11 protein-coding genes are annotated in these 12,687 nt (G+C 72.3%); 6 read left to right on the top strand and 5 right to left on the bottom strand.

Translation table 11 applies throughout. From position 1 onward, the window contains the following. Together JAO81_RS26810 and JAO81_RS26805 are read left to right on the top strand one after the other, a co-directional pair. The coding region (locus JAO81_RS26810) for an MMPL family transporter (RefSeq protein ID WP_199550506.1) at nucleotides 1-738 on the top strand (738 nt) is incomplete at its 5' end. Between the two features lie 82 nt (nucleotides 739-820). Beyond that, nucleotides 821-2,194, top strand: coding sequence for an MFS transporter (locus JAO81_RS26805; protein WP_307813732.1), 1,374 nt, complete (start codon nucleotides 821-823; stop codon nucleotides 2,192-2,194). On the opposite strand, the gene JAO81_RS26800 is transcribed toward JAO81_RS26805, so the two are convergent. Genes JAO81_RS26800 through JAO81_RS26780 form a run of 5 tightly spaced genes read right to left on the bottom strand, consistent with a single transcriptional unit; the run spans nucleotide 2,172 to nucleotide 6,582 of the window. Next, nucleotides 2,172-3,056 (bottom strand): tyrosine-protein phosphatase, encoded by an 885-nt coding sequence (locus JAO81_RS26800; protein ID WP_199550505.1) that lies wholly within the window; start codon nucleotides 3,054-3,056, stop codon nucleotides 2,172-2,174. The two genes, JAO81_RS26805 and JAO81_RS26800, sit on opposite strands and share 23 nt — an antisense overlap. Before the next feature lie 28 nt (nucleotides 3,057-3,084). Next, nucleotides 3,085-4,152: a nitronate monooxygenase family protein gene (locus JAO81_RS26795; protein ID WP_199550549.1), complete on the bottom strand. Its 1,068-nt coding sequence runs from the start codon at nucleotides 4,150-4,152 to the stop codon at nucleotides 3,085-3,087. A 14-nt stretch (nucleotides 4,153-4,166) separates the two neighbouring features. Further along, entirely contained in the window at nucleotides 4,167-4,925 is a 759-nt protein-coding gene (locus JAO81_RS26790; RefSeq protein ID WP_199550548.1) for a CoA-transferase subunit beta, read from the bottom strand. 5 nt (nucleotides 4,926-4,930) lie between these two features. Then, the gene (locus tag JAO81_RS26785; protein ID WP_199550504.1) at nucleotides 4,931-5,779 is read right to left on the bottom strand and encodes a CoA transferase subunit A; all 849 of its coding nucleotides are present in this window, start codon (nucleotides 5,777-5,779) and stop codon (nucleotides 4,931-4,933) included. A 2-nt stretch (nucleotides 5,780-5,781) separates the two neighbouring features. Next, entirely contained in the window at nucleotides 5,782-6,582 is an 801-nt protein-coding gene (locus tag JAO81_RS26780) for an enoyl-CoA hydratase family protein (protein WP_199550503.1), read from the bottom strand. Nucleotides 6,583-6,608: 26 nt separating this feature from the next. Here JAO81_RS26780 and JAO81_RS26775 point away from each other — a divergent pair, with 26 nt between their 5' ends. From JAO81_RS26775 to JAO81_RS26760, 4 genes are all read left to right on the top strand, one after another. After that, nucleotides 6,609-7,373 carry an SDR family oxidoreductase gene (locus JAO81_RS26775; protein ID WP_199550502.1) on the top strand — a complete coding sequence of 255 codons (765 nt, stop codon included), beginning with the start codon at nucleotides 6,609-6,611 and terminating at the stop codon, nucleotides 7,371-7,373. 1 nt (nucleotide 7,374) lies between these two features. Then, nucleotides 7,375-8,301, top strand: a complete 927-nt coding sequence (locus JAO81_RS26770; protein ID WP_199550501.1) for an SDR family oxidoreductase — start codon at nucleotides 7,375-7,377, stop codon at nucleotides 8,299-8,301. A gap of 314 nt (nucleotides 8,302-8,615) precedes the next feature. Then, complete coding sequence (locus tag JAO81_RS26765) at nucleotides 8,616-11,354, top strand: LuxR family transcriptional regulator (protein ID WP_199550500.1); 2,739 nt, start codon at nucleotides 8,616-8,618, stop codon at nucleotides 11,352-11,354. A gap of 172 nt (nucleotides 11,355-11,526) precedes the next feature. Continuing rightward, a complete protein-coding gene (locus JAO81_RS26760) occupies nucleotides 11,527-12,591 on the top strand; it encodes a hypothetical protein (RefSeq protein WP_199550499.1) in 1,065 nt (354 codons plus the stop codon). Nucleotides 12,592-12,687: the final 96 nt, after the last annotated feature.

Genomic DNA, 12,687 nt, shown 5'->3' with positions numbered 1-12,687 from the left:
GGGGGGGGGGCCGCCGGTGCGCGGGGGGACACCGGGCCGAGGGCCGGCGCGGAGGCGCGCCTGGGCGGCTATCCGGCCGAACTGGCCGACTTCCGCGCCGAATTGACCGACCGGCTGCCGCTGGTCCTCGGCCTGATCCTCGCCGTGACCTTCCTCATCCTCTTCCTGATGACCGGCAGTGTGCTGCTGCCCGCGAAGGCGATGGTGCTCAACGCCCTGAGCCTGGCGGTGATGTTCGGCACGCTGGTGTGGATCTTCCAGGACGGCCATCTGTCCAGCCTGCTCGGTTTCACGGCCACCGGCAGTATCGAACCGTCCATTCCGATCCTGATGTTCTGCACGGCGTTCGGGCTGTCCATGGACTACGAGGTGTTCCTGCTCTCCCGTATCAAGGAGGAGTACGGCCGGACCGGCGACACCACCGCGGCGGTCGCGCTCGGCCTGGAACGCAGCGGTCCGCTGATCACGTCGGCGGCCGTGATCCTGGCGGCGTCGTTCGCCACGTACGCGAGCTCCGGGGTGGTCTTCCTCAAGATGCTGGCGGTCGGCATGGTGGTGGTGATCCTCGCGGACGCGACCTTGATCCGGGCGGTGCTCGTGCCGGTGTTCATACGGCTCGCGGGCCGGGCGAACTGGTGGGGGCCGGGGTGGGTGTGGGCGGTGCGCGTCCGCTTCGGCCTCGCGGAGTCCCGGGCGGAGCCCGAGCGGCCCCGCGCGCCCGCCCCGGCCGAGGTGTGACCCCTCCAAACTTTCTTGACGTCAAGATTCCTTGGTGTGAGACTGCCGCGGTGTCTTGATGTCGAGATAAATCGGGGGAGACGTGCGGCGTACGGGCAACGGCACCGGGCTGATCGGGCAGTTGAGGCGGCCGCCCGGTGGGCGGGATGCGCGGCTGATGTTGTTCGGGCAGTTCGTGGACCGTACGGGGACCGGGGTGTGGGCTGCCTCGTCGGTGCTCTACTTCACCGTGGTCACCGGGCTCGATGCCGCCCGGGTCGGGCTGTTGCTCGGGGTGGCCGGCGTGGCGGGGATCGTCGGGTCGCCGCTGGCCGGGCGGCTCGCGATGACCTTTCCCGTACGCACGTTGCTGATCGCGTGCCACCTGCTGCGGATCGGGACCGTAGGGCTGCTCCTCGCCCTGGACAGCTTCGCCGCGCTGCTGCCCGTCGTGGCGGCCACCTTCGCCGGCGACCGGGCCGCGAAGACCCTGGAGATGGTGTTCGCGACGGAGGTGGCGGGGGAGCGGCGCGGTACGTACCAGGCGCTGTTCCGTACGGTCGCCAACGCCGGGTACGCGCTCGGTGCCGGGATCGCGGCGGTCGGGCTCGCGGTCGGCGCGTACCGGGCGCTGATTCTGGCCAACGCGCTGTCGTTCCTGGTGGCCGCGCTGCTCGTGCGGTGCACCCGGCGGCGCACGCCGGCCGGGCTCGCCAAGTCGGCCACGGGGCACGGGGGTTCGCCTGCGGGGCGCGGTCCTTGGCGGGACCGCGGGTACCTGCGGTTCGCCTTGCTCGACATCCCGTTGAACCTCGACGACACGATCCTGATGGTGGGCCTGCCGCTGTGGCTGGTGACCTGCACGGACGCGCCGCATCTCCTTGTGCCGGTGTTCCTCGTGGTCAACACGGTGATGGTGGTGCTCCTGCAACTCCCCTTCTCCGCACGCTTCGACGGGCCCGAGGGCGCTGTGCGGGCCCTGCGCGGTTACGGCCTCGCGGTCGCGGCGGGCTGCGGACTGCTCGCGCTGTCCGCCCGGGCCCCGGCGCTGTGGGCGGGAGCGCTGCTCGTCGCCACGGCGGTGGTGGTGACGGTCGCGGAACTGCTGCGGTCCGTCAGCTCCTGGGAGCTCGCCGTCTGTCTCGCCCCCGTGCCCGAACGCGCCGCCTACCTGGGTGTGGCGGGCATGTCCCAGTCCGTGCAGAAGTCCGCGGGCCCACCGCTCATCACCGGTGCGGTGATGGCGGCGGGCCCGCTCGGCTGGCTGGCGCTCGGCGGTGTGCTCGCGGGCCTTTCGGCCGTGCAGATGCGGGCCAGTTCGCGGCGGTTGAAGGCGATGGACGCGGGGGCCGTCGTGCGGCGGGAGCAGGCGGGCGCGGCGCTCCCCGCGCCAACGGAGCAGGCGGCCGGTCTCGGACCGGCCGCCGCGACCGCGGGTCACGCGAGGGACCGGGTCAGTCCACCAGCCGCGCCCTGAGGGCCGCGATCACCCCCCAGTTCAGCCCGAGCCCTTCCCGTACGTACCCCGTGAGCCCGCCGAAGTCCGCCTCCGCCCGGCCCAGCGCGGCCCCCAGATAGTCGGGCCGCACCTCCTGGACCGGGATCAGCAGATCCGGGTTCTGCATCAGGCCCAGCGCCCGCACTCCCTCGCGCGTACGGCGGTCGGCCTCGGCGCGGTACGTGTTGGACAGGAGGTAGTCCTGTGACGCGGTCGCCGCGGGCACGCCCACCAGGCGCAGGAGCAGATAACTCGTCCAGCCCGTACGGTCCTTGCCCGAGGTGCAGTGGTAGAGGACCGGGCCCCGCGCCCTGGCCAGATCGCGCAGGGTGTCGGCGAACTGGGCGCGGTTGGCGGCGTCCGTGACGAACGTGCGGTAGATCGTGCGCATCAGCTCCGCACCCCGGTCGCCGCCGAGCGCCGCCTCCTGCCGTACCGGATCGCGGGAGCCGATGATCTGGAGGAGCTGGGCGTACAGGCCGAGGTCGCTGACCGGGCGGGCGACCGGTGTGACCCCGGCGGGGAGCCGGTCCGCGCCGTTCTGCTGGATCTCGAAGGGGACCCGGAAGTCGATCGCCCGGGTCAGCCGCAGTCCGGCGAGGGTCGTCACGTCCGCGTCCGTCAGCTTGCCGAGTTCGTCGGCGCGGTAGACGCGGCCGTGCCGGAACCGGTCCCCGTCGTAGGTGCGGTAGCCGCCCAGGTCACGGACGTTGACCGCGCCCTGGAGCGGGATGAGGCGCCCGGACTGTGTCCGGTGGCGGGCCCTCGCAGGCGGCGCCGTGAGAGCGAGGGCGGCGGTGGCGGTGGTCGTGCTCAGCAGTGCGCGTCTCGTCAAGGGCATGACGCTCCTCCCTTACGGAGAAGAGGGATCACCCTGGTGTCGGCAGGGTGCCTTGCGCTTGCAGTCGCATGAGGACCGCGTCGGCCTCCGCCAGCACGCGGTCCACCAGTTCCTTGCAGGAGGGCAGGTCCTCGATGACACCGGCGACCTGTCCCGACGCCATGATGCCGAGGTCCGTGCGGCCCTCGACCATGGAGGCCTTGAGGAGCATGGGGGTGTTGGCCGCGAGCAGCACCTGGCTCCACGCCAGCTCCTTGCCGTGCTTCATCGCGAGTCCCTCGCGGACCATCTGCCGCCAGCTGAGCCCGGAGAGTGTGCGGAAGGCCGCCGCATGGCGCACCGCGCGCGCGAGGGTGCGGGTGCGGCCCGCGTTCTCCAGGGACGTCACCAGATCCGTACGGAGCATGCGGTGCGGGAGCCCGTCCACGGCCGTGGTGACCGTGACGTCCTTGACGGTCGCGGCGAGATAGCGGGCCTTGACCGCGTCCGGGACGGTCGAGTCCGAGGTGAGCAGAAAACGCGTCCCCATCGCGATACCGGCCGCCCCGTACGCGAGCGCGGCCACCAGACCGCGCCCGTCGTGGAACCCGCCCGCCGCCACGACCGGGATGTCCACGGCGTCCACCACCTGCGGCAGCAGCACGGTGGTCGCCACGTCTCCCGTATGCCCGCCGCCCTCACCGCCCTGCACGATCACCGCGTCCGCGCCCCAGGCCGCGACCTTCTCGGCGTGCCGCCGCGCCCCGATGGACGGGACCACGACCACACCGGCCTCCTTGAGCTCGGCGATCAGTTCCCTGGAGGGCGCGAGCGCGAAGGAGGCGACCTTCACGCCCTCGTCGATGATGATCCGCACCCGGTCGCCCGCGTCCCCGGCGTCCGCCCGCAGATTCACCCCGAACGGCTCCGACGTTCGGGACTTGACCTCCCGTACCGCCGTACGCAGCTGGTCGACGGTCATCGTCGCGGAGGCCAGGATGCCGAGCGCCCCCGCGTTCGCCGTGGCCGACACCAGACGGGGGCCCGCCACCCAGCCCATGCCGGTCTGGACGATGGGGTGGCGGACGCCGACGAGGCGCGTGAGAGCGGTCTGCAGAGAGGTGACAGCCATTACGCGGGCACCTCGCGGTCCCGCAGCGTGCGCGGGTCGATGACCTCGCGGATCAACTCCAGCTCGTGCGCGGAAGGTTCACGCGTCCGCGGTACGTCATCGGGGACGACCAGCGCGAACCCGGTGGCCTCGGCCACCTCGTCCACCGTGACCCCGGGGTGCAGGGACGCGAGGCGCATCGCGTGGTCGGGGGTCTCGAAGTCGAAGACCCCCAGGTTGGTGACCACGCGCGGAAGGCGGTGGTAGCGCGTCGCGCTCGGACCCGCGTCGGCCGCCCGCTGATAGCCGACGCCGGACACCATGTCGACATGCTCGACGAAGACCCGCCTGGAGTGCTTGGGGATCCAGTAACTGGTCGGATTGTTGAGGGTGTTGACCGGTGCGCCGCGTACCCCGAGGAGCTGGCGCCTGGGCCGCTCCCAGTCGCCGATGCAGGAGATGTTCTGGTTGCCGTGGCGGTCGATCTGGCTCGCGCCCATCATCACGTGCCGCTTGCCGCCCGTGACCATGGCGAGGTGCTGGCGGTACGGCAGCCAGCCCTCGACCGTTCCGTCCAGGTCGACGAGCATCGCCTCGCCGTCGGTCAGGAGCAGATCGGGCGAGAAGGTGCGCTTGGCCAGGCGTGCGCCGAAGCCGGGGATCAACCCCATGGGGCTGGCGAGCACTTCGCCGTTGTCGCGCCAGGCCTCGGCGCAGGCGATCACGCAGTACTCGGAGCGGGTGGGCGGGAGAAGGGGGGTCCGCGTCACATCCGTCATCGTGGTCACTTCTGCTCCTCGTGCCAGGCCTCCACGGCCGACTGGTAGGCGGCCTCGTCCCCGGCGAGGAAGCGCTCGGCGAACTCGGCGTACGGCGTGGTCGCGTACAGCTTCTGGAAGGGCTCGTCCCGCCCGTAGTCGGGCACGCAGGACGTGAAGTGCGCGCCGTTCGGTGTCTCGATCACCCCGGCCACGCTGTGGCGCTTCACCAGGAGCGTCTGGGGTGCGGACTCCTTGGTGAGCTCGGCCGTCTCCACGATCCGTTCGCAGGAGACGTACGCGGCGTCGGCGGCCTCGCAGAACAGGTCGTCGAAGTACGGGTCCGGGCCCAGGTACTGCCCGTTGCCGAGCCGGTCGGCGCGGTTGAGGTGGACGAAGGCGGCGTCCAGCTTCAGCGCCGGCATCGCGACGAAGGTCTCGCCGTCCTCGTACGGTGAAGTCACCGTCCTCAGGGCCGGGTTGACGCGCATGACGTCCGAGCCGATGCCGGCCCGCACCGGCAGGAACGGCAGTCGGTTCACGGCCGCGTGCAGCCCCCACATGAACATCGCCTCGTCGACCTCCATCAGCTCGAAGGTCCCGCTCTCGCGCGCGGCGCGGAAATACGGTTCGAGCGGGATGGAGTCGAGGGTGGTGAAGGGGCTGATCAGCTTGCGGATCCGGCCGGCCGCGGCGAGCAGGCCCACATCCGGGCCGCCGTAGGAGACCACCGTCAGATCGGTGACCTCGGACCGCAGCAGGGCGCGGACCAGCGCCATCGGCTTGCGGCGCGAACCCCAGCCGCCGATGCCGAGGGTCATCCCGCTCTCCAGGCGGCCGATGGCGGCCTCGACGGTCATGGATTTGTCGGCCATGGTCAGGCGTCCTTTCCGAAGGTGTCCCGTACGCGGTCGGCCACCCCGCTGAGGTTGGCCTCGAAGGTGAAGCCCTGCTCGAAGCGGTAGCTGCGGTGGACGTCCACCGGGTCGATGCCGTTGATGGCGGCCTTGGCGAGCCGCAGCAGATAGCCGTCCTTCTGCGCGATCTCACGCGCCAAGTCGAGTGCCTCGTCCAGGAGTTGCTCGCGCGGCACCACTTTCCAGACCGAGCCGTGCTGGTACAGCTCGGCGGCGGTCGCGGTGCGCGAGGTGTAGTACAGGGCGCGCATCAGGTGCTGCGGGACCAGACGCGACAGATGTGTGGCGGCGCCGAGTGCGCCGCGGTCGAGCTCGGGCAGACCGAAGGTGGCGTCCTCGCTGGCCACGATGGCATCCGCGTTGCCGACGAGCCCGATCCCGCCGCCCAGACAGAACCCGTGCACCGCGGCGACGACCGGGACCTCGCAGTCGTACACCGCCGAAAAGGCCGCGGAGCAGCCGCGGTTGGCGCCGATGAGCGCGCCGTGCCCGGAGTCGCGCTGCATCTCCTTGATGTCGACGCCCGCATTGAAGCCCCGGCCCGCGGAGGTGAGGACCACGACCCGGGTCCCGGGATCGCGTCCCGCCGCGAGCAGCGCGTCGGCCAGGTCGTACCAGCCTTGTACGGGCAGGGCGTTGACGGGCGGGAAGTCGACGGTGACCAGCGCGATGCCCTTGTCCGGGCTCGAGGTGGAGACGCCTTTGACAGTGGATTCGGGCCTGACAGTCATTGCGGGATCAGCTACCTTTCCACCAAACATTTGTTAGGTGGGGAAGGTAGCAGCGAATGGAGATGGATGGGAGGGTCGCGGTCGTCACGGGCGGCACCCGTGGCGTCGGCGCCGGAATCGCCCGGGCCTTTCTCGCGGCCGGCGCGCAGGTGGTGATCTGTGCCCGCAGACCCCCGGACGCACCGGTCGAAGAGGCGGGCCGCAAGGCGGAGTTCATGGCAGCGGACCTGCGGGACCCGGCCGGGGTCGAGGCGCTGTTCACCGAAGTCTCCGGCAGATACGGCCGGTTGGACGCGCTGGTCAACAACGCCGGCGGCACGCCGTACCGGTTGCTCGCCGAGAGCGACGCGGCCCGGCACGCCCGCGTCGTCGAACTCAACCTGACCGTCCCGATGGCCGTCTCGCTCGCCGCGTATCCGCTGCTGCGGGAGAGCCGCGGCTCGGTCGTCATGATCGGCAGCGTCAGCGGTCAGCGGCCTTCGCCGGGCAGCGCGGCGTACGGGGCGGCGAAGGCGGGACTGGCGAATCTGGCCGCCTCGATGGCGGTGGAGTGGGCGCCGGAGGTGCGGGTGAACACGCTGGTGCTCGGGATGGTGCGCACCGAACTCACCGAGCTGCACTACGGCGACGAGGCCGGCGTGGCGGCGGTCGCGGCGACCGTACCGCTGGGGCGGCTCGCGGAACCTTCGGATGTGGGGGAGGCGGCGGTGTTCCTGGCCTCCTCGCGCGCCGCGTATGTCAGCGGGGCGAGTCTGCTGCTGCACGGGGGCGGGGAGCGCCCCGCCTTTCTGGACGCTGCGAATGTCAACAAGGAGAGCTGAGATGCCGGTTGAGGCAACGGGTCTGTGTGCGGAGCGCGTGGTCGTCGTGACGGGAGCGGGCCGCGGCCTCGGCCGGGCGCACGCCCTGGCCTTCGCCGCGGAGGGTGCCCGGGTCGTCGTGAACGACCTCGGCGTGGGACTCGACGGAACGGCCGCCGGGGCGGACAGCCCGGCCGCCCGCGTGGTCGCCGAGATCGAGGCCGCGGGAGGCGCGGCGGTCGCGCACGGCGGCGACATCGCGACGTCCGAGGGTGCGGCCTCGCTGATCCGTACGGCTCTTCAGGCGTACGGCCGTGTGGACACCTTGGTGAACAACGCGGGCTTCCTGCGGGACCGGATGCTGGTCAACCTCGACGAGGACGACTGGGACGCGGTGATGCGGGTGCATCTCAAGGGCCACTTCCTGCCGCTGAAGCACGCGGCGGCCTGGTGGCGGGCCGAGGCCAAGGCGGGACGCACGGTCGCCGCCCGGGTCGTCAACACCAGCTCGGGGGCAGGGCTGTTGGGGTCCGTCGGCCAGGGCAACTACTCCGCGGCGAAGGCCGGCATCCTCGGCCTCACCGCGGTGGCCGCCGCCGAGATGGGCCGCTACGGCGTCCAGGTCAACGCGATCGCCCCGGCGGCGCGCACCCGAATGACGGAGGAGACCTTCGCCGCGACGATGGCGGCCCCGGGGGAGGGGGACTTCGACGCGATGGCCCCCGAGAACGTCTCCCCCCTCGTGGTCTGGCTCGGCTCGTCCGCATCCGAGGGCGTGACCGGCCGGGTCTTCGAGGTGGAGGCGGGGAAGGTGACGGTGATGGAGGGGTGGCGGCGGGGCCCGACGGCGGACAAGGGGGCTCGCTGGGAGCCAGGTGAGGTGGGGGAGATGGCGCTCAAGCTGCTGGCCGAGGCGGAGGCGCCGGGGGCGGTGTACGGGGCGGGCTGAGGCGGAGGGGTCGGGGGTGGTGTGCGGGGTGGGCTGTGGTGTGCGGGGGTGGTGTGCGGGGGTGGTGTGCGGGGCGGGCCGAGCGTGGGCATCGGGGACGGTACGGAGCGGGCCGGGCGTGGGCGCCTGCGGCGGGGTGGGGCCTCGTCAGCCCCTGAACTGCGCTCCTCCCGCCCACGTTCCGCTCCGGCCCCACCGCGTTCCGCTCCGGCCCCACCACGAACCGCTCCGGCCCCACCACGATCCGCGCAGGGCTGGACCGGTCCACCCAAGCGCGCGAGGATGCGAGGACCGGGGTCGAACGGGGGTGCGAGGTGGACTTCGTAGGACGCCGGAAGGCCCTCGCCACCCTCGCCCGGGCACGGCAGCTCGCGAGCACGGGAGCGCCGCAGAACATCCTCGTGCAGGGTCCCGCCGGTATCGGCAAGACCGCCCTCGTAAGGGAGTTCCTGACCACCGTCGACCGCACCCTGCACGCGGACGGCGACATCGCCGAGGCGCAGCTGGAGTTCGGGCTGACCGAGCGGCTGCTCGACGGCCGGCGTACCCGCTGGATCGATCCCCCGGCCGCGGGTGCCGCGATCCTCGAGGCCCTCGACGAGGCCCAAGGAGGCGAAGGCGGCACGGGAGGTGTGGGGCCCGAGGGCGGCGCGTCGGGCGAGCACGTGGTGGCGCTCGTCGTCGACGACGCCCAGTGGGCGGACCACGCCTCACTGCAGGCCCTGACGTTCGCCGTACGCCGGCTGCGCGCCGACCAGGTCGTCACCCTGCTCGTCCTGCGCGACATCAACGACGCACGGCTGCCGGACGGCCTGCGCCGCCTCTTCACCGCGGACACGGCGACCTGCATCGATCTGAACGGCCTGAACGCCGTGGAAATACGGGAGTTGAGCGGCGGCACCCTCACCGCACGAGCCGCCACCCGGCTGCGCACCCATACCGCCGGCAACCCGCTGCACACCCTCGCCCTGCTCGAACAGGAAGGGCCGGAGCTCCTGATCGCCCTGGAGCGGAGCGACACGGCGCCGCCCGCGCCGAAGTCGTTCACCGCACTCGTCCTGGCCCGCCTCGGGGCCTGCTCGCCGGGCACCGAGGCGCTGGTGAGCGCCGCCGCCGTACTCGGGATGCAGTGCACCCTGGACGCCGCGGCGGCCCTGGCCGGCGACACGGCGCCGCGACCGTGCACCGCCGAGGCGTCGGAGAAGCTCGAAGAGGCCGTACGGGCAGGGCTTTTGACCGAGCGGCCCGGTGACGCGCTGATCCGCTTCCCGCACCCTCTGGTGCACGCCGCCGTGTACCACCATCTCGGCCCCTCCCTGCGCACCGCCCTCCATCTCCGGGCCGCCGCGCACACGGCGGACCCCGCGGGCGCCCTGCGCCACCGCGCGGCAGCCGCGACCGGGCCCGATCCCGCGCTGGCCGCCGACCTCGCCACGCTCGGCCGGCGGTTCGCGGCCGAGGGGGCGTGGGGGAACGCCGCAGCCCAACTGGGCGCCGCCGCACGGCTGGTCGAGGACAGGGCGGCGTACGAGCGCTACACCCTGGAGGAGGTGGAGTGCCGCATCCTCGCGGGCGATGTGCCGGACGTGGCCGAGGCGGCCCGCGAGCTCGGCACGTTCGCCGCGACGGGCTGGCGCAGCTATCTGCTCGGCAGGCTCAGCCTGTTCGACATCGACCGGGCGGAGCTGCTGCTCAGGGACGCCTGGCGGCGCTGCGACCCGCAGCGCGACCCGGTGCTCGCGGCTCGGATCGCCGCCCAGTTCGCCGCGTTGTACGGGAGCATGGCGCGCGGCGCGCAGATGGCGGAGTGGGCCGGGCTCGCCCTGCGCACCGCCCCGGACGACACGGCCACCGACATGATCCGCTATCTCGCCCTGATCGGGCGGGCGATGAGCGGCGACGCGTCCGGCGCTCTCGCCGGACTGCCCCGGCTCCCCGATCCGGCCCTCGCCTCGCCGGCCGAACTCGAAGAGCTGCTGGCGCGCGGCGCGTTGCGTGAGATGACCGGGGACCTGCCGGGCGCGGTGGCCGACCTGACCGGTGTGTACGCGCACTGCCAGGAGCGGGCCGCGTCGTTCCGGGTACTGACCGCCACGGCGCTCGCCTCGGCCGAGTACCGCGCGGGCCGCTGGGACGATGCCCTGGCACACTGCGACTTCGCGCTGACCCTGGCCGCGGACACGGACCAGCCGCACATCGCCCTGTACTGCCGCACCATCGCCGCTCTGCTGCACAGCGCCCGCGGCTCCTTCGGCAAGGCCGCGGCGCACGCCCGGGTCGTCCGCGAGTACGCCGGCTTCGGCCATCTCAACCCGGCGGTGTGGGCGGCGCTGGCCGAAGCCCATGTGGCCCGCGCCCAAGGCCGGCACGAGGAGGTCGCCTCCGCCCTCGATCCGCTGCTCGCGCTCTGCGACCGCGGCGACTTCGCCGAACCCGGGTCCCTGCCGTGGGCCGATGTGCTCGCCGACGCCTGGACGGCGCTCGACGACCACAAGCGCGCCGCGTCCGCCCTCGCGACCTGCGAGTCCACGGCGGTGCAGCGCGGCCATCACGGCGCCCTGCTGCTCGCCGCCCGCAGCCGTGGCGTCCTCGAGGCGGCCCGCGGCGACCAGCGCGCGGCCGAACGCGCCTTCCGGCTCGCGCTGAAGCACGCCGAGCACGTCGAGATCCCGTTCGACCGTGCGCTGTTGCATCTCGCCTGCGGGCAGTTCCTGCGCCGCACGGGCCGGCGCAAGCGGGCGGGCGAGCAGCTCGGCAGGGCCCGGGACCTGCTCGTACGACTGGACGCCCGGCCCGATCTCGAGCGCTGCGAAAGGGAGTTGGCTGCCTGTGGCCTGCATCCGGGGGAGCGGCGGGCGCGGGAGTCGTCGCGCCTGACACCCCAGGAGCTGGCCGTGGCCCGTCAGGTGGCGGCCGGGCTGACCAACCGGCAGGTGGCACGGGAGCTGGTGATCAGTGTGAAGACCGTCGAGTACCACCTCGGCCGGATCTTCACCAAGCTGGGCGTCGACTCCCGTACGCGACTTGCCGCGGTGCTCGCCGCGGAGCAGTAGTACGCGGGCCCCCAGCAGACGGGCGACTGGTCGCGGCCCGTGGCAGGACCCCGGGCAACCCTGGGGATTCCCCCGGGCCGTTCCCCGGGGCGGGCGAGGTCCCCTTGTCCCTAACGTCGGTGACACCTGGCGGAACTACCGCACAGGGACACCAACTGGGGGAGGAGCAGATATGGCAGACAACAAGGACAGCGTGGTCACCACGATGCCGAACGCCAAGCTCCAAGCGGTCACGGACCGCGTCGTACGGGAGATGCAGCTGGCAGCGGAGAAGGTCGCCTGTCATCACGCGGAGCCCGCCAAGTATCCGATGCCGACGGCGAAATCGGCTGTGGAGCAGCTGTTCGCCGCACGGTTCGCGACGCTGCCTGACGGGCAGCGCAAGAAGGCGGCGGACAAGGCCGTCACCGAGCTGAAGAGCCCGGCGCGCGCCGGCCGCCTCGGCGACCTCTCCAAGGTCGACCTGCGCTCGCCCGCGTCGGTGGAGGCACAGGTCAAGGCCCTGCCCTTCCCGGACAAGCTGAAGTTCCCCGCGGACGAGCTGCGCAAGCTGCCGGGGGCGTCGCTCACCGGGCCGCAGGAGACCGCGGCACAGTCCGGGGCGCAAGCCGGGGCTCAGGCCGTGAGCCAGCTCAGGCAGCTCGAACTGCGCATCCACCAGATCAAGTGCCTGGACGAGACGAGCGAGATCGGCAAGGACGAGATCCACCTGGGCGCCACGACCATCGACGAGAGCGGCGACACGAAGAAGGTCTCCGCGTTCAAGGTGCGCAGCTTCAACACCGGTGACGTGCAGACGTACACACCGCCGAAGCGGCTCACGTTCTTCTCGCTCACCGAGTCCACGGTGACGTTCCCCAAGTCCTACTTCGTCACCCTCGTGGTCGCCGAAGTCGACTGGGGCGGCCTCGCGGACTTCCTGAACGGGCTGCTCGACAAGGTCAAGGCCAAGGTGGCCGCGGCGGTCGCGGCCGCCATCGGTGGAGCGATCGGCTCCCCCGGCGGCCCCGTGGGCATCGCGATCGGTATAGCCGTCGGCTACGCCGTGACGCAGATCTTCGACTTCCTCAAGGGCCTGTGGGGCGACGAGGTCTTCAAGCCGGTCACCGTCAGCACGGTGATCCCGTCCCTGACCAGCCGCTGGGCCGGCCAGGACAACAGCAGCGACCGTTCCGTGGAGTTCGCGGGGCACGGGGGGCGCTACCGGCTGACGTACGACTGGCGGATGTTCAACTGATCCGCGAGTGACCGCACAGGGGGGCCCCCCCCTCCCCCCGAGGACGGGGGGGGGGCCGGCCCCGCCCCCCCCCCCCCCCCCCCACCCCCCCCCCCC

This window comes from Streptomyces sp. N35, from assembly GCF_016464295.1.
Lineage (GTDB): Bacteria > Actinomycetota > Actinomycetes > Streptomycetales > Streptomycetaceae > Streptomyces.
The sequence above is the reverse complement of the archived record's forward strand: the minus strand, read 5'-3'. Positions and strand labels throughout refer to the sequence as shown.

Excerpts from the sequence above, each read along its gene's own strand:
- JAO81_RS26800 (WP_199550505.1), bottom strand. The coding sequence starts at position 3,056 with ATGCCCTTGACGAGACGCGCACTGCTGAGCACGACCACCGCCACCGCC.
- JAO81_RS26790 (WP_199550548.1), bottom strand. The coding sequence starts at position 4,925 with ATGACGGATGTGACGCGGACCCCCCTTCTCCCGCCCACCCGCTCCGAG.
- JAO81_RS26785 (WP_199550504.1), bottom strand. The coding sequence starts at position 5,779 with ATGGCCGACAAATCCATGACCGTCGAGGCCGCCATCGGCCGCCTGGAG.
- JAO81_RS26780 (WP_199550503.1), bottom strand. The coding sequence starts at position 6,582 with ATGTTTGGTGGAAAGGTAGCTGATCCCGCAATGACTGTCAGGCCCGAA.
- JAO81_RS26775 (WP_199550502.1), top strand. The coding sequence starts at position 6,609 with ATGGAGATGGATGGGAGGGTCGCGGTCGTCACGGGCGGCACCCGTGGC.
- JAO81_RS26770 (WP_199550501.1), top strand. The coding sequence starts at position 7,375 with ATGCCGGTTGAGGCAACGGGTCTGTGTGCGGAGCGCGTGGTCGTCGTG.
- JAO81_RS26760 (WP_199550499.1), top strand. The coding sequence starts at position 11,527 with ATGGCAGACAACAAGGACAGCGTGGTCACCACGATGCCGAACGCCAAG.